Annotated in this window: 15 protein-coding genes; 10 read left to right on the forward strand and 5 right to left on the reverse strand. The window is 64.6% G+C overall.

What is annotated here, in order from left to right:
* Positions 1-61: 61 nt before the first annotated feature.
* From N6L27_RS03925 to N6L27_RS03945, 5 genes are all read right to left on the reverse strand, one after another.
* Positions 62-547, reverse strand: coding sequence for a (2Fe-2S)-binding protein (locus tag N6L27_RS03925; protein WP_271905779.1), 486 nt, complete (start codon positions 545-547; stop codon positions 62-64).
* A 164-nt stretch (positions 548-711) separates the two neighbouring features.
* The gene (locus N6L27_RS03930) at positions 712-1,713 is read right to left on the reverse strand and encodes a molybdopterin-binding protein (protein ID WP_271905780.1); all 1,002 of its coding nucleotides are present in this window, start codon (positions 1,711-1,713) and stop codon (positions 712-714) included.
* Positions 1,710-2,690: an XdhC family protein gene (locus N6L27_RS03935; protein WP_271905781.1), complete on the reverse strand. Its 981-nt coding sequence runs from the start codon at positions 2,688-2,690 to the stop codon at positions 1,710-1,712. The genes N6L27_RS03930 and N6L27_RS03935 overlap by 4 nt, the downstream gene beginning before the upstream one ends.
* Before the next feature lie 77 nt (positions 2,691-2,767).
* Positions 2,768-4,018 (reverse strand): vWA domain-containing protein, encoded by a 1,251-nt coding sequence (locus N6L27_RS03940; RefSeq protein ID WP_271905782.1) that lies wholly within the window; start codon positions 4,016-4,018, stop codon positions 2,768-2,770.
* Positions 4,019-4,076: 58 nt separating this feature from the next.
* Positions 4,077-4,994 (reverse strand): AAA family ATPase, encoded by a 918-nt coding sequence (locus N6L27_RS03945; protein WP_271905783.1) that lies wholly within the window; start codon positions 4,992-4,994, stop codon positions 4,077-4,079.
* Between the two features lie 209 nt (positions 4,995-5,203).
* Here N6L27_RS03945 and N6L27_RS03950 point away from each other — a divergent pair, with 209 nt between their 5' ends.
* From N6L27_RS03950 to N6L27_RS03995, 10 genes are all read left to right on the forward strand, one after another.
* Positions 5,204-6,265, forward strand: a complete 1,062-nt coding sequence (locus N6L27_RS03950) for a glycosyltransferase family 2 protein (RefSeq protein ID WP_271906247.1) — start codon at positions 5,204-5,206, stop codon at positions 6,263-6,265.
* A gap of 157 nt (positions 6,266-6,422) precedes the next feature.
* On the forward strand, positions 6,423-7,379 hold the full coding sequence (locus tag N6L27_RS03955; RefSeq protein WP_271905784.1) for a phosphoadenosine phosphosulfate reductase: 957 nt from the start codon (positions 6,423-6,425) through the stop codon (positions 7,377-7,379).
* Between the two features lie 64 nt (positions 7,380-7,443).
* Complete coding sequence (gene pyrC / locus N6L27_RS03960) at positions 7,444-8,487, forward strand: dihydroorotase (RefSeq protein WP_271905785.1); 1,044 nt, start codon at positions 7,444-7,446, stop codon at positions 8,485-8,487.
* A 69-nt stretch (positions 8,488-8,556) separates the two neighbouring features.
* Complete coding sequence (locus N6L27_RS03965) at positions 8,557-9,234, forward strand: orotate phosphoribosyltransferase (RefSeq protein WP_019295930.1); 678 nt, start codon at positions 8,557-8,559, stop codon at positions 9,232-9,234.
* 355 nt (positions 9,235-9,589) lie between these two features.
* Positions 9,590-11,128 carry a replicative DNA helicase gene (locus N6L27_RS03970; protein WP_271905786.1) on the forward strand — a complete coding sequence of 513 codons (1,539 nt, stop codon included), beginning with the start codon at positions 9,590-9,592 and terminating at the stop codon, positions 11,126-11,128.
* A gap of 76 nt (positions 11,129-11,204) precedes the next feature.
* Positions 11,205-12,197, forward strand: a complete 993-nt coding sequence (locus N6L27_RS03975; RefSeq protein WP_271905787.1) for an agmatine deiminase family protein — start codon at positions 11,205-11,207, stop codon at positions 12,195-12,197.
* Positions 12,198-12,301: 104 nt separating this feature from the next.
* Positions 12,302-13,339, forward strand: a complete 1,038-nt coding sequence (alr, locus tag N6L27_RS03980) for an alanine racemase (protein ID WP_271905788.1) — start codon at positions 12,302-12,304, stop codon at positions 13,337-13,339.
* Positions 13,336-14,118 (forward strand): MlaE family ABC transporter permease, encoded by a 783-nt coding sequence (locus N6L27_RS03985; RefSeq protein WP_039179040.1) that lies wholly within the window; start codon positions 13,336-13,338, stop codon positions 14,116-14,118. The genes alr and N6L27_RS03985 overlap by 4 nt, the downstream gene beginning before the upstream one ends.
* Positions 14,115-14,861: an ABC transporter ATP-binding protein gene (locus N6L27_RS03990; RefSeq protein ID WP_271905789.1), complete on the forward strand. Its 747-nt coding sequence runs from the start codon at positions 14,115-14,117 to the stop codon at positions 14,859-14,861. The genes N6L27_RS03985 and N6L27_RS03990 overlap by 4 nt, the downstream gene beginning before the upstream one ends.
* Complete coding sequence (locus N6L27_RS03995; protein WP_271905790.1) at positions 14,862-15,266, forward strand: hypothetical protein; 405 nt, start codon at positions 14,862-14,864, stop codon at positions 15,264-15,266.
* Positions 15,267-15,447: the final 181 nt, after the last annotated feature.

Genomic DNA, 15,447 nt, shown 5'->3' on the forward strand with positions numbered 1-15,447 from the left:
CACCTCTTTGTCAGTCACTCCTTGTTCAGCTCAGGCCGGGTGCCGGCCTGGGGTCGTCCGGTTATTCCGCCGCGATGGAGGAGACATCCTGGCCCGAGGCCGCCATGATCGCCTTGACGATGTTATGGTAGCCGGTGCAGCGGCACAGGTTGCCTTCAAGGTAGTCGCGGATTTCCGCCTCGGTGGGCTTGGGGTTGTCCTTCAGGAGCGCTGCCGCCGACATCACCATGCCCGGCGTGCAGAAGCCGCATTGCAGCCCGTGGTGGTCCTGGAACGCCTGCTGGATCGTGTTCAGCGAGCCGTCGGCGTTGGCCTGCCCTTCGATGGTGGCAACTTCGGCGCCTTCGGCCTCTTGCGCCAGCATGCTGCAGGCTTTCACCGCCTTGCCGTCCACATGCACCACGCAGGCGCCGCACTGGCTGGTGTCGCAGCCCACATGGGTGCCCGTGAGCCCCAGCTGCTCGCGCAGGAATGATGACAGCAGCGTGCGCCCTTCAACGTCGCCGCTGGCAGCCTTGCCGTTCACGGTCATGGAGACCTTGGCCATAGTACCCTCCCTTTAGCTTGTTTTTGTCTGGCTGAGGGGAGTTAAGCACGGGTGCCCCCGTTCCGCGAAGTGTTTTCCGGGGAAACAGAAGTGCAAATTCGCGTCAGCAGGGCTTACCCAAGGTTGTGACCTTGCGTCACAAATCCCGCGCTGCAGTGCCGCATTCAGCCTTCTGCATCGCGGCGCGGCATCGGGCGGGTGGGAATTTCCTTCAACAGCCCGCCAACCCCCATCGCAGCGATATCGGCGGAGGTCACAGGCAGCCCGCAGATCACCCGCTCCAGCACCCAGTCGGCGCCGTTGAGGGCTGGCGAGCGGGCGCAGCCCGGCAGGCCGATGACCACCCTCTCCTGATGTTTGCCGAGAAACAGCAGGTTGCCGGGATCCACGGGCATGCCGAAACGGGTCACCGTGCCGCCTGCCTGCCGCAGCCCTTGAGGCGCCACGTCGTGAGTGTCTGAGGTGGCGGAACCAGTGAGAATCAGAACCAGCTTCCCGGACGCGTTTGCGATGGCCTCCGCCAGCGCGTCTTCCTGATGCGGCACAACCACGCGGGGCGTGAGGGTTATGCCCATCCGGTGCAGGCGGCCCGCCATCGCGGCGCGGCCCTTGTCCGAAGGGGTGTCCTCGCTCACCGTGGTTTCGATCAGCGTGGCAGAGGACAGGACGGGCGGCAGAACCCGGATCGCATCCCCTGCCCCTTCGCTGGCGCGGCTGATGGCATCGGCGGGCACGCCGTAGGAGATGATCTTGATGGTCGCCAGCATGCCGCCTGCATCGGCGCGGTGATAATCCGGCACGGTGGCAACCGTGATCATCGGGTCCACTGCATTGACGCCCTCCAGCTTTTCCGGGTCCAGCCGCACCAGCCCGGCGCCAGCGGCATAGAGGTTCACCCGCCCGGTGCCTGCACCGGAGATGCGGATGCCCTGTGCGGAGGGGTCCGGCACCAGAGCGTTTGCCAGCGCCTCCGCCGCGGCATCCTCGTGCAGGTCAGCGGGGCCGAGCCGGGCGACAGTCAGGGTGTCATGGCCCGCGGCGGAAAGGTCTGCGAGGTCTTCGCCGGTCAGCACCGTGCCCTTGGCAACCTTGCCGCTGGCGCCCTGCAGCGAATGCGCGAGGATCGCGCCCTCCGCATCCTTCAGCGGAACCGGGCCGAACCTCATGGCTGCTTGCCGCGCAGGACGGCGGTCATTTCCGACAGGATCGACACCGCGATTTCCGCCGGGCTGGCAGCGCCGATATCCAGGCCGATGGGGCCATGGATGCGGGCGATCCGGTCTTCGGTAAATCCGGCCTCCTGCATCCGCGCCACGCGGGCGGCATGGGTTTTCTTGCTGCCCAGCGCGCCGATGTAGAACACATCTGCCGCCAGTGCCGCCTGCAGCGCCGGGTCGTCAAGCTTCGGGTCATGGGTCAGCAGCACCAGCGCGGTGCGCGTGTCCAGTCCCAGCTTTTCGACCGCCTCATCCGGCCAGTCGTCCATCAGGGTCTCATCCGGGAAACGTTCGGATGAGGCAAAGGCCGTGCGGGGGTCGATGATAACCGGGTCATAACCCGCGATCCGCGCCATCGGCACCAGCGCTTGCGTAATATGCACGGCTCCGACGCAGATCAGCCTCAGGGGCGGGTTGTGAACCGCCACGAAGGTCTCCCCGTCTTCCTCCAGCCCGGAGCGGTCCATGCGCATCCGGTCCGCATAATCTGCGCACGTGAGGCGGCGGGCGCCGGTGGCGAGGTTCACCTCATAGGCCATCGGGGTACGGGCTGCGCGGGCGGCCACCAGATCCTCCAGCAGGTTCCCGGGCAGCGCCGAGCCCACCGGCTCCACCAGCACCTTGATGGTGCCGCCGCAGGCGAGGCCGACGGCAAAGGCGTCCGCGTCGCTGACGCCGAATTCCAAGAGCCGGTGCTGGCCGTCCTGCAAGGCCTCCAGCGCCTCACTCACGACTGCGCCCTCGACGCAGCCGCCGGAGACCGAGCCCTCAATCTGACCTTCGCCCGAGACCACCAGCTGCGACCCGGTGCGGCGCGGGGCGGAGCCCCAGGTCTGCACCACGGTGGCCAGCGCCGCGCCAATGCCCGCCCTGTGCCAGTCCAGCGCGGTTTCCGGGGCGTGCTCAAACGGGGTTATGTTCTGCATTGGCGGGCCTTCCGGTGTCCGGTGGGTTTGCGTTTAAACATCGGCGCTTGCGGCGCTGGTTTCAAGCGGCATCCGTATCAGAGCAGCGCCATCAGCCGCGCCTTATCACCCGCATCAGAGGGGCTGGAGATCACCTGCGCCAGATCCTGCAGCGAGGCGATGGAATGGCCGGCGCGGAAGCTGTCGGTGTAGGGCAGCATGGCGCGGATGCCCTGCGCCTTGGGGGCAAAGCCGTCCCAGCGCAGCAGGGGGTTCAGCCAGATCAGGCGGCGGGACGACAGCTGAAGGCGCTGCATCTCCCGCGAAAGGCCCTCGGGGTCGCCGCGGTCCAGCCCGTCGGTGATCAACAGAACCACCGCGCCCTGCCCCATGACACGCCGCGACCAGTCGCGGTTGAAGGCGTGCAGGCAGTCGCCGATCCGGGTGCCGCCCTCCCAGTCCTGCGCCTCTGCCCCTGCGGCGGCCAGCGCCGCGTCCACATCGCGCTGCTGCAGATGCCGGGTGATATTGGTGAGGCGGGTGCCAAAGGTGAAGCCATGCACCCGCGCCCAGCCCTGCCCCTTTGCATTGGCGGCAGCGTGCAGGAAATGCAGGATGATGCGGCTGTACTGGCTCATCGAGCCGGAGATGTCGCAGAGCACCACCAGATTGGGCCAGCGGATGCGGCGTTTGGCGCGGGCGATCTGCTGCAGGTCGCCGCCCTGCCGCGCGGCATTGCGTAAGGTTTTGCGCCAGTCGGCCCGGTGCCCCCGCGGCGCCGCCATCAGGCGGCGGGACTCGATCGGGGTCACCGGCAGTTTCAGCTGCGCCAGAATGCGCTTGGCAGCGGCAATTTCCGCCGTGCTCATCTGTTCGAAATCCAGCGTCCTGAGGCGTTCCTCCGCCGACATGGTGCGGGAGGCGTCGATCTCGATCTCCGTTCCTTCCTGCTCCGCTTCCGGAACGTCCGGCTGGTCAAGCATGCCGTCCAGCAGCGCCTCTGCCGCGCGTTTTTCAGCAGGTTTGGCAGGACGGTCCTCCTGCACGCCGCGGATAGCGGGCAGCATGGCGGCCATCATCTGCTCCAGATAGCGGGGGTCGCGCCAGAACAGGCGGAAGACCTGGGAAAATACAACCCGCTGTTCCGGCTTGGTGACGAAACAGGCGTGCAAGGCCCAGTAAAAGTCCTGCCGGCTGGTAAAGCCTGCCGCTGCAACCGCGCGCACGACATCCAGCACCCGGCCCGGGCCGATGGGCAGCCCCGCCTTGCGCAGGGCGCGGGCAAAATGGGTGATGTTGCGGAGCAGCTTGGGGTCGTCCTGCAGGGAGAGCGGCGGGTAGTCAGGCACTAGTGCTTATGGGGGCGCTGCCCCCATACCCCCGGAGTATTTCCAGAAAGATGAAGCATCAGGCCGCGTCCAGGCTGGCCTTGGCCTGATCAAGGATGCGCTTGGCCTCGGAGCCGTGCAGGCGGGCGATGTCGTCCTGGTATTTCAGGATGGCGCCGAGGGTGTCGGCGATCACCTCGGGGCTGAGGGCGATGACGTCGAGCGCCAGGAGGCAATTGGCCCAGTCGATGGTTTCCGCGACGCCCGGTTTCTTGAACAGATCTTCGGTGCGCAGAGATTGCACGAAGGCGACGATCTCGCGGCTGAGCTGTTCGCTGGCCTCGGGCGCGCGGGCGTGCAGGATGTCGAGTTCACGCTGGAAATCGGGGTAATCCACCCAGTGGTAGAGGCAGCGGCGTTTCAGGGCGTCATGCACCTCGCGGGTGCGGTTGGAGGTGAGGATGACAATCGGCGGCTCCGGCGCCTGGATGGTGCCAAGTTCGGGGATCGTCACCTGGAAATCGCTGAGCGCCTCCAAAAGGAAGGCCTCAAAGGGTTCATCGGTGCGGTCCAGCTCGTCGATCAGCAGCACCGGGGCGCCGTGCTCATCCGGGCGCATGGCCTGCAGGAGCGGGCGTTCGATCAGGTAATCAGAGGAGAACAACTCGTTCTGGAGCGCGGCGCGGCCGGCGCTGCCTGCGGCCTCGCCCGCAGCTTCAGACGTGCGGATGGCCACCATCTGGGCTGCGAAGTTCCATTCATAGACCGCGCTGGCGGCATCCAGCCCCTCGTAGCATTGCAGCCGGATCAGGCGGCGGCCCAGCGCGGCGGCCAGCGCCTTGGCGATCTCTGTCTTGCCGGTGCCGGCCTCGCCCTCCAGGAACAGCGGGCGGCCCAGTTTCAGCGACAGGAACACCACCGTGGCGAGCGCCCGGCCGCAGACGTAGCCCTGCTGCGACAGCAGGTCCTGCACCTGTTCGATGGATTGTGCCTGCATGTCTGACCTCCCCTTGCCCCGCCCAACAGGCCACGGGCAGGCGCATCGGTCAAGCGGCGGGTGTGTGCGACGCTGCGGCGAAGCGGCAGGGTTTGTATCGCAGCTGCCTTCGGGTAAGACTGGCAGCAAAGCAATGAAGGCCGAGGCATGAGCAAGACATCCCAGATGCGGTATCAACCGGCAGCCCGGCACTGGGGGGGCGTGTGACGATGCGGGTGCTGGCCATTCTTTGCGTGCGCAACGAGGGCGCCTTCCTGCTGGAATGGCTGGCCCATTACCGCGCCGCCGGCTTTACCGATTTCCTGGTGTTTTCCAACGATTGCCAGGACGGGACCGATGCGATGCTGGACCGTCTGCAGGCGATGGGGCAGCTGGCGCATGTGCGCAACGACGGGCCCTATGGCCGCGAGGGCATCCAGTTCACCGCGCTCAAGATGGCGGACAAGCACCCGCTGATGAAGACCGCGGATTGGGTGCTGGTGGCGGATATCGACGAGTTCCCCTGCATCAAGACCGGCGGTGGCACGGTGGCGGACCTGCTGGCGGCGCTGCCGGATGCGGATGCCATCCCCCTCACCTGGCGGCTGTTTGGCAATGGCGGTGTGGCGACCTATGAGGACCGTCCGGTCACGGAGCAATTCACCCAATGTGCGCCTGAGGTGATCCACTGGCCCTGGCGGGCGGTGATGTTCAAGACGCTATACCGCAACGACGGCACCTATGGGAAATGCGGCATTCACCGGCCCCGCAGCATCCGCGACAAGGTGCGGCTGGAAGGCTGCCGCTGGTTCGATTGCGAGGGTCGCGAGCTGGGTGCGGCGTTCAAGACCAAGCGGCTGTTTTCCGATTACGGCCAGCCGAATTACCGCCTGGCGCAGCTGAACCATTACCCCTTGGGTGCAATGGAAAGTTACGTGGTGAAAGCTGAACGCGGCCGGGTGAACCGGCAAGCCCGGCTGGGCATGGATTACTGGGTGGAGCGCAATTATGCCGCCTGCGAGGACCGCGCAATTGCGCGCTATGCCGCGCTGCGCAGCACCCTGCAGGCAGAGCTGATGGCCGACGCGGAACTGGCCCGGCTGCATGGCACGGCAGCGGCCTGGCGCAAGACACGGTTCCTGGAGCTGATGCTGGCGGAAGAAAACAGGGCATTGTTCACCCGCCTGCTGATGTCGCCGCCTGCGAGGGTTCTGACGGCGGAGGAAGGCGCAAAGATGCGGCGCTTTGCCATGCTGGGGCTGGCGGCTGAGGGCAGCAAACAGCCGGGCTGAAAGGAAGCAAGCGTGCAAAAGGCAGGCAACGGACCGCTGATCGCCCCGGACCAGACAGTAAAGAGGCCTTAGTTTTTCCAAATTTAGCCTTATTTGTCACCTAGGCGTAAATCAGCAAAACCGCCGCTCGGCGCAGGGGGGACTCAAGGTGGAAGTCATGCAGGACGGACTCGAAAATCTGGATGAAGACCTTTCCGGGCTGAAACCGGCACAGTGGAAGGCCCGGATGGCGGCGCTGGCCGAACAGCACGGCATGTATCAGCCGCTGGGCGACAAGCATTTCACCACCTTCATCGATCAGGGCAATACCCTGCTGGTGACGTTTGAGACCATACAGGGCATCCACAACCTGTCGGATCAGGCGCAGCCGCTGGGATTCGACCTGGTGAAGAACCTGGGCTGGTCGCATATGTGCGTCGTCTCCGACGGCGACACCTGGTTCCGCGACGAGCGCATCTATGGCTTCTTCGACCAGCTGGTCGACGACGGCTTCTTTGACGAATTTGAAAATGTGCTGTTCTACGGCGCAGGCCCCTGCGGCTATGCGGCGGCGGCGTATTCCGTGGCCTCGCCCGGTGCCACCGTCGTGGCGGTACAGCCGCAGGCGACACTGGACCCGCGGATGACCGAATGGGACGACCGCTTTGCTGAGAACCGGCGGCTGTCGTTCACCGACCGCTACGGCTATGCGCCGGACATGCTGGATGCCGCCGGGCAGGCCTTTGTCATCTATGACCCGCAGGTGCGGCTTGACGCGATGCACGCGGCGCTGTTTGCCCGCAGAAATGTCACCCGGCTGCGCGCCAGCCACATGGGGGACGCGGTGCAGACCCGTCTGATCGAGATGGAGATGCTCTATCACATCCTGTCGCTGGCTGGCAGCGGCAAGCTGTCGGAGGCGGCTTTCTGCAAGCTGTTCCGGGCGCGGCGCAACAACCCTTTCTTCCTGCGCAACCTTCTGGGCCGGCTCGAGCGAGAGGACCGCGGAGTGCTGATTGCGCTTCTGTGCCGCAACGTGACGGAGCGGATGCGGGCACCCCGGTTCCGCCGCCGCCTGGAGGAGATGCAGAAGCGGGCAGAAAGCGGCGAATTCACCATCCCGGACAAGCGCTGATCCGGCCGGGCCTGCGAGCATTCTGCCGCTTTGTTTCCCCGCCGCCATGTGCTAACGCACGCGCATGACCCAGACGCTGACCATCCCGCGCCCCGATGACTGGCACCTGCACCTGCGCGACGGCGCCATGCTGCAGGCCGTGCTGCCCGAAACCGCCCGCCATTTCGGCCGCGCGATCATCATGCCGAATCTGGTGCCGCCGGTGGTGACCGGGGCGCTGGCCGCGGCCTACCGCGAGCGCATTCTGGCGGCGCTGCCGGAGGGGATGGCGTTTGAACCACTGATGACGCTGTACCTGACTGAGGACACCGATCCGGCGGATGTGGCTGCGGCCCACGCCAGCGGGCTGGTCAAAGCGGTGAAGCTCTATCCGGCCGGCGCGACCACCAATTCGGCCTCCGGTGTGACCAATTTCGACAACGTCCGCGCGGTGCTCGAAAAAATGGCCGAGATCGGCCTGCCGCTGTGCACCCACGGCGAAGTCACCGACCACGACATCGACATCTTCGACCGCGAGGCGGTTTTCATCGACCGCGTGCTGGACCCGATCCGGCAATCGACACCGGGCCTGCGGGTGGTGATGGAACATATCACCACCAAGAACGCCGCCGACTATGTGGCAAGCCAGGAGCAGGATCTGGGCGCGACGATCACCACGCATCACCTGATCATCAACCGCAACCACATCCTGGTGGGCGGCATCAAGCCGCATTACTACTGCCTGCCGGTCGCCAAGCGCGAAGAGCACCGTCTGGCGCTGCGCGCTGCGGCAACCTCGGGTGACAAGCGCTATTTCCTGGGCACCGACTCGGCGCCGCATACCGACCCCAACAAGGAAAGCGCCTGCGGCTGCGCCGGGTGTTTCACCGCCACCAACACCATGTCCCTCTTGGCACATGTCTTCGAGGAAGAGGGCGCGCTGGACAAGCTGGCGGGCTTTGCCTCGGAAAACGGCCCTGCGTTCTATGGCCTGCCGGTGAGCAGCGAGACGCTGACCCTGACCAAGCAGGATGCGCCGGTGGCTTTCCCGGAGAAGATCGAAAGCGGCGACGGACCTGTCACCGTGTTTGATCCGGGCTTCCCGGTTTTTTGGAACGCCGGCGGCTGAGCCGCAAATTTCTTCGAAGAAATTTGCCAGGAAAATTCGAATTTTCCTGGCGCCAGAAAGGACCCGACCATGATCCCCACCTCCTACCCTTCCCGCGAAGAAATCGCCCGTCTGTCGGCCCGGATGCTGCTGGAAATCGGCGCGGTGAACTTTAACACGGATGAGCCGTATACGCTGGCCTCCGGCCTGCCCTCGCCCAGCTATATCGACTGCCGCAAGCTGATCTCCTTTCCGCGCATCCGCACCACGCTGATGGATTTCCTGACCGTGACCGTGATGCGCAACGCCGGCTTCGAGGCGTTTGACAATATTGCGGGCGGAGAGACCGCCGGCATCCCCTTTGGCGCGCTGGTGGCCGAACGGATGGCGCTGCCGATGACCTATGTGCGCAAGAAACCCAAGGGCTATGGCCGCAATGCACGCATCGAAGGGGTGATGACCGAGGATCAGCGGGTGCTGCTGGTGGAGGACATGACCACCGACGGCGGTTCCAAACTGTCCTTTGTCGATGCGATCCGCGAAACCGGCGCCTCCTGCGGCCATACCGCGGTGATCTTCTACTACGACATCTTCCCCGAAACCACCAAGCGCCTGGGCGACCACGGGGTTGAGCTGCATTACCTGTGCACCTGGTGGGACGTGCTGGCCGAGGCCAAGGCGCAGAAGAGTTTCAGCGAAGAGACGCTGGCCGAGGTGGAAAAGTTCCTGAAAGACCCGCGCGCCTGGCAGGAAGCGCATAAGGCCTGATCGGATGGCGGGCGGAACCGCCCGCCCTGCACGCCCCCGCAGGGTGCACAAACCGCCTTCCGTGCCGGCCCCGGTGTCCTGCCGCGCCCCCTGCAGCTTAACGCAAGGGAAAGCGTTACGGGACGGGATGTGGACAAGCCTGCCCCGAATCGTTTCCCGCACAGGTTGATGCGCAGATCTTGGGGCCTTCCCACAGCGCACCGCATCATGTAGCCTGAATAGGACAGGCTTGCTGGCCTATCATGGTAAACGGCCCACAAACCCTGCGGCTTTATCCACAGGGAATCCACAGAGATTCCCAGATAGGAGAAACCCGCGCGGCACCGTATAAGCGGGCCGAGTGACGAGAGCAGTGATGAACGAGATTACCCCTTTCGACGGCGATATGCCGCCCCCCGCCCCGATGCCGGACAATCTGCCGGCCCCCGCGCAAGCGGACCAGGCGATGCCGGACAACGAACTGCCGCATTCGGTGGAGGCGGAACAGCAGCTCCTGGGCGCGATCCTGACCAACAACGAGGTCTACGACAAAATCGCGCTGATCATCGACTCCTCGCATTTCTACGACCCGGTCCATGCCCGCATCTATGAGGTTGCGGCGGCGCGGATCTCCAAGAACGCGCTGGCCTCGCCGGTGACACTGAAGGCGTTCCTGGAGGATCACGAGGGGCTGAAGGAACTGGGCGGGCCGGCCTATCTGGCCAAGCTCGCGGGCGCGTCGATCTCCGCCTTTGCGGTGCGGGACTACGCGCAGATGATTTACGACCTGGCGATCCGGCGCGAGCTGATCGCCCTGGGCCAATCGATTGCAGAAAAGGCGCGCCGCGTAGACGTGGCATCAGAACCTAAAGAGCAGATCGTTGAGGCAGAGCAGTCGCTTTACCAGCTGGCAGAGCAGGGCCAGACGGAAAGCGGTTTCAAATCGTTCCTTAAGGCCGTCACCGAAGCGGTCAATGTGACAAACGAGGCGTATCAGCGGGGTGGCGGCATGGCCGGCATCTCGACGGGCCTGATGGACCTCGACAAACAACTCGGCGGCCTGCATCCCTCGGACCTTCTTATCCTCGCAGGCCGCCCCTCTATGGGGAAGACGTCGCTGGCGACCAACATCGCCTTCAACGTCGCCAAGGCATACAAACGCGGGGTGAAACCCGACGGATCGGAAGGGGCGCTGGATGGCGGCGTCGTGGGTTTCTTCTCGCTCGAGATGAGCGCCGAGCAGCTGGCGGGGCGTATTCTGGCGGAAGCGTCAGAAATTTCCTCGCACAAGATCCGCCAGGGCGACATGACCGAAAGCGAATTCCGCCGCTTTGTGCAGGCGGCCAAGGATCTGGAAAGCTGCCCGCTGTTCATTGACGACACGCCCGCGATCCCGATCTCGCAGCTGGCCGCGCGCGCGCGCCGCCTGAAGCGGACCCACGGTCTGGACCTGCTGGTGATCGACTATCTGCAGCTCTGCCGCGGCATGTCGGACAACCGCGTCAACGAGATCGCTGAAATCTCGATGGGGATGAAGGCGATTGCCAAGGAATTGAACATCCCGGTCATTGCGCTGTCGCAGCTGTCGCGTCAGGTGGAAAACCGCGAAGATAAACGCCCGCAGCTGTCGGACCTGAGGGAATCAGGCTCGATCGAGCAGGACGCCGACGTGGTGATGTTCGTGTTCCGCGAGGAATACTACAAGGAACGGGAAAAGCCCGGCGACCACGAGCTGGACAAGATGGAAGAATGGAAGCAGGCGATGGAGCGGCTGCACGCCAAGGCCGAGGTCATTGTCGGCAAGCAGCGTCACGGCCCCATCGGCACGGTGGAACTGTCGTTCGAGGCGCAGTTCACCCGCTTCGGCAACCTCGCCAAGGCCTGGCAGCAAGGGCAAGAGGACGGCGGTTATTAACCGCCGCCGGTTTATGGCCGGTTCAATGGCCGGTGCCGCAGGCGCCGGCGCGCTGTCCATTGCGGGAGGTCCGGGCATGGCACAGGACGGGTTCCGGGTGCCGCCGGAAGAGGCGCCGCATCAGCTGACTTTCATGCAATGGCCGGTCACGGCTGAGGTCTATGGCACCGGGCGCTACCGCAAGCAGGTGCAAAACCAGATTGCGCGGATCGCCAATACGGTTGCGGAGTTTGAGCCGGTGGTGATGCTGGCCGCGCCAGAGGAACACGCGCGTGCCCGCCGAAAACTGTCGGGCAAGGTGGAGCTGTGGGACATTCCTGCAGATGATCTGTGGTGCCGCGACTCCGGTCCCTTGTTCGGGCGCGACGGGCGCGGGCAACTGTCTGTCCGGCAGCTGAACTTCAACGGCTGGGGCCGATACCATCTTCCAGATGACGAACGCATCGCTGCCCGGGTGGCGGAACGGCTGGGGCTGCCGCTGTTTGACAGCGGCATCAGGGGCGAGGCCGGAGGGGTCGAGGCGGACGGCCATGGCCTGTTGATGGCCAATGAAAGCAGCTGGGTGAATGCTAACCGTAATCCCGGCGCTGGCCGCGATGAAATTGAAACGGCCCTGTTGGCTGCCTATGGCGCGGACCGCATGATCTGGGGCAAGGGCGTCAAGGGCCAGGACGTGACCGACGACCACATCGACGGGCTGGCCCGCTTTACCGGCGGGGGCCGCGTGCTGATGATGCTGGCAGACGCGCCTGTTCCAAATGACCCTTTTGATGCCTCGGCCCGGCAGTTGCAACGGCGCCTGCTGGAAGCGGGCCTTCAGGTCGACACCCTGCCCTGGCCCGAGGCCGGGCGGATCAGGGACGTGAACAGCCAGTGCAGCTATGTGAACTACTATGTCTGCAATGGCGGGGTGATCGCACCTGAAAGCGGCGACAGGCGCACTGATGCGCTGGCCGCAGAGGCGCTGCGCCGCCATTACCCCGGGCGCGAGCTGGTGATGCTGGACACCGATCTGCTGGCGGAACTGGGGGGCGGCATCCATTGCGCCACCCAGCAGATGCCCGCCTGAGCTGGCTGCCACAGACCGCCCAGCACCCTGAAAGCAGGCAACTATTGGCCTGTGTGGCGGGTTTTCCCACTTGACCTGCGCCCCTCCCATGTCATGAACACCGCATGAGCACGGCAAAACTGACAATCAACCTGGATGCGCTGGTCACCAACTGGCGGAATCTGGATGCGCTGACCAATTGCGAGACTGCCGCAGTGGTGAAGGCGAACGGGTACGGCCTGGATGCAGGCCGGGTGGGCAAGGCACTGGCCAAGGCCGGTGCGCGCAATTTCTTTGTGGCGGCAGCCGAAGAAGGCGGCGCGCTGCGCCGTGCGCTGGGGCCGGGCCCCGGCATCTCGGTGTTCTCCGGCCATATGGAGGGCGATGCAAAGCTGCTCAAAGATTTCCAGCTGACGCCGATGCTGAACTCGCTGGATCAGATGCTGCGCCATTTCGAAACCCTGCCGGGCCACCCGTTCGGGGTGCAGCTGGACAGCGGCATGAACCGGCTGGGGATGGAGCACGGCGAATGGGCCGCGGTGGCAGAGATTGCCCTGGGCCAGAACCCGGTGCTCCTGATGTCGCATCTGGCCTGCGCCGATGAGCCGTCTCACGAGATGAATGCGCAGCAGCTGAAAACCTTCCGCGAGATGACGGACGGGCTGGAGGTGCCACGCTCGCTGGCTGCCACCGGTGGCATGCTCCTGGGCAAGGATTATCACTTTGACCTCTGCCGCCCCGGTGTCGGGCTTTATGGCGGGCTGCCGTTCACGGATGCAGTGCCGGTGGTGCAGCTGGACCTGCCGGTGATTCAGGTGCGCGATATGGAACCGGGCGAAAGCGCCGGTTACGGCAATGCCTGGGTCGCCCAGCGCCCCAGCCGCATCGCTACCGTTGCCGCGGGTTACGCAGACGGGCTGCACCGGGCGATGGGAAATGGCGGCATTCACGTCTATGCGGGCGAGACCCCCTGCCCCGTGGTCGGCCGCGTTTCGATGGATCTGATCACCGTGGATGTCACCGACCTGGGTGAGGTTCCGCAGATGCTGGCAATCCTGAACGAGCGTCAGACCGTCGACATGCTGGCCGACGCGGCCGGCACCATCGGCTATGAGATCCTGACCTCCTCGGGCCACCGGTCGGCGCGGACATATCTGGGATGAATCCAATCGCTCTCCTGGCCCGGCTGGGCCGCACCGCCCTGGCGGGGCTGGCGGCTGTCGGCCGCGCGGCGCTGTTTGCACTCAGCGCCTTCAGCCACATGATCCGCCCGCCCTATTACCCGCGCGAATTCTTTCAGGCGCTGTTGAACGTCGGCTGGCTGTCGCTGCCCGTCGTCGGCCTCACCGCGATTTTCACCGGCGGCGCACTGGCGCTGCAGATCTATGCAGGCGGCGCCCGGTTCAACGCCGAAGCCGTGGTGCCGCAGATCGTTGCCATTGGCATGGTGCGGGAACTTGGCCCGGTGCTGGTCGGGCTGATGATCGCGGCGCGCGTGACCTCCTCCATCGCGGCAGAGATTGCTACCATGAAGGTGACCGAACAGATCGATGCGCTGGTGACGCTGTCCACCCACCCGATGAAATACCTGGTGGCCCCGCGGGTTCTGGCGGCGCTGATCACGGTGCCGGTGCTGGTCGGTGTCGGCGACATCATCGGCATCATGGGCGGCTACACCGTGGCGGTGCAGAACCTCGGCTTCAACCCGGCGGCCTACCTCAAGAACACCGTCGATTTCCTGGAAGCGCTCGACATCATCTCCTCGCTGGTCAAGGGCGCGGCCTTTGGCACCATCGCGGCGATGATGGGCTGCTATTACGGCATGCAATCGGGCCGCGGCGCGCAGGGCGTGGGCCGCGCCACCAAGGGCTCGGTGGAATCCGCCGCCGTCCTGATCCTGGCCGCCAACTTTGTCCTCACAGGGGTGTTCTTCTCGCTATGATACGCATGGAAAACGTCCACAAGGCCTTTGGCGACAACCGCGTGCTGAACGGCATGAACCTGGAGATTGCCAAGGGCACTTCGATGGTGATCATCGGCGGGTCCGGCACCGGCAAGTCGGTGGCGCTGAAAAGCATCCTGGGGCTGATCACGCCTGACTCAGGCCAGATTTACGTCGATGGCAGGCCCGCTGGTTCCGGCGACCGCGACAAGTTCCTGGCGCGCTTCGGGATGCTGTTTCAGGGCGGCGCGCTGTTTGACAGCTTGCCGGTCTGGCAGAACGTCGCCTTCCGCCTGCTGCGCGGCGCGCTGAAGCGCCCGCAGGAGGAAGCCCGCGAGATCGCCATTGAAAAGCTGCGCCGGGTGGGTCTGAAGGCGAATGTCGCCGACCGGTTCCCGGCGGAACTGTCGGGCGGCATGCAAAAACGCGTCGGCCTCGCCCGCGCCATTGCCGCCGAGCCTGAGATCATCTTTTTCGATGAGCCGACCACCGGCCTCGACCCGATCATGTCAGGTGTGATCAACGACCTGATCCGCGAGATCGTGGTGGAAATGGGCGCCACGGCGATGACCATCACCCATGACATGACCTCTGTGCGGGCGATTGCCGACAATGTGGCGATGCTGCATGGCGGGGTGATCCAGTGGACCGGCCCGGTGGCAGAGATGGACGCCTCGGGCGACCCTTATGTGGAGCAATTCATCCACGGCCGCGCGGAGGGGCCGATCGAGGCGGTGCGTTAAATGGAGCTTTTCACAGAAACTACAACTGCAATCACCCTCAATTTCCCAGTGTTACTCCCCGTGCTGGCAGGTATTGCACTTTTCCTGAAGCACAGATCGGGACTGCAGGTCGCCTTTTACCGAACCGGCTTTCTGGCCGCACTTGCCTGGTCTGTCTGGACATTAGCTGAGATTGCCCTGCCGCTGCGCTGGCCTTATTTCAGCGCTACGCTGATGTATTTCCTGGCCAGCATTTCTCTGTTTTTCGCAACTCTTTTTGTGTGGGGGTATGCTTTGAAAACGTCTCCAGTCGGCTCAAGAGCGGAAGACTACCCTGTCATCATCGTATTTGCTGTTTGGCTGGCCAACGTTCTGATTGCGCCGCTTGTGAAATTCACTTGGGCGTTTTCTCAAGCAGTGAGCTGATCTGACAACATTCCAATCCTCTCTCTCTTCACCTTGCACCAAATACTCCCGCCGGAGGCATCCAACGCGAGACCGGCACCTGAGCCTGGGCGTGTGCGAAAGCGCTCTCAGGTGGGGAGGGTCGAGTGCTCGCAGGACTGCAAGGCGCCCCGGCTGATTGCTTCGCAGCCGTTTTCCCCCT

The organism is Leisingera sp. SS27 (genome assembly GCF_028368855.1).
Lineage (GTDB): Bacteria > Pseudomonadota > Alphaproteobacteria > Rhodobacterales > Rhodobacteraceae > Leisingera.

Excerpts from the sequence above, each read along its gene's own strand:
- N6L27_RS03925 (WP_271905779.1), bottom strand. The coding sequence starts at position 547 with ATGGCCAAGGTCTCCATGACCGTGAACGGCAAGGCTGCCAGCGGCGAC.
- N6L27_RS03930 (WP_271905780.1), bottom strand. The coding sequence starts at position 1,713 with ATGAGGTTCGGCCCGGTTCCGCTGAAGGATGCGGAGGGCGCGATCCTC.
- N6L27_RS03935 (WP_271905781.1), bottom strand. The coding sequence starts at position 2,690 with ATGCAGAACATAACCCCGTTTGAGCACGCCCCGGAAACCGCGCTGGAC.
- N6L27_RS03945 (WP_271905783.1), bottom strand. The coding sequence starts at position 4,994 with ATGCAGGCACAATCCATCGAACAGGTGCAGGACCTGCTGTCGCAGCAG.
- N6L27_RS03950 (WP_271906247.1), top strand. The coding sequence starts at position 5,204 with ATGCGGGTGCTGGCCATTCTTTGCGTGCGCAACGAGGGCGCCTTCCTG.
- N6L27_RS03955 (WP_271905784.1), top strand. The coding sequence starts at position 6,423 with ATGCAGGACGGACTCGAAAATCTGGATGAAGACCTTTCCGGGCTGAAA.
- pyrC (WP_271905785.1), top strand. The coding sequence starts at position 7,444 with ATGACCCAGACGCTGACCATCCCGCGCCCCGATGACTGGCACCTGCAC.
- N6L27_RS03965 (WP_019295930.1), top strand. The coding sequence starts at position 8,557 with ATGATCCCCACCTCCTACCCTTCCCGCGAAGAAATCGCCCGTCTGTCG.
- N6L27_RS03970 (WP_271905786.1), top strand. The coding sequence starts at position 9,590 with ATGAACGAGATTACCCCTTTCGACGGCGATATGCCGCCCCCCGCCCCG.
- N6L27_RS03975 (WP_271905787.1), top strand. The coding sequence starts at position 11,205 with ATGGCACAGGACGGGTTCCGGGTGCCGCCGGAAGAGGCGCCGCATCAG.
- alr (WP_271905788.1), top strand. The coding sequence starts at position 12,302 with ATGAGCACGGCAAAACTGACAATCAACCTGGATGCGCTGGTCACCAAC.
- N6L27_RS03985 (WP_039179040.1), top strand. The coding sequence starts at position 13,336 with ATGAATCCAATCGCTCTCCTGGCCCGGCTGGGCCGCACCGCCCTGGCG.
- N6L27_RS03990 (WP_271905789.1), top strand. The coding sequence starts at position 14,115 with ATGATACGCATGGAAAACGTCCACAAGGCCTTTGGCGACAACCGCGTG.
- N6L27_RS03995 (WP_271905790.1), top strand. The coding sequence starts at position 14,862 with ATGGAGCTTTTCACAGAAACTACAACTGCAATCACCCTCAATTTCCCA.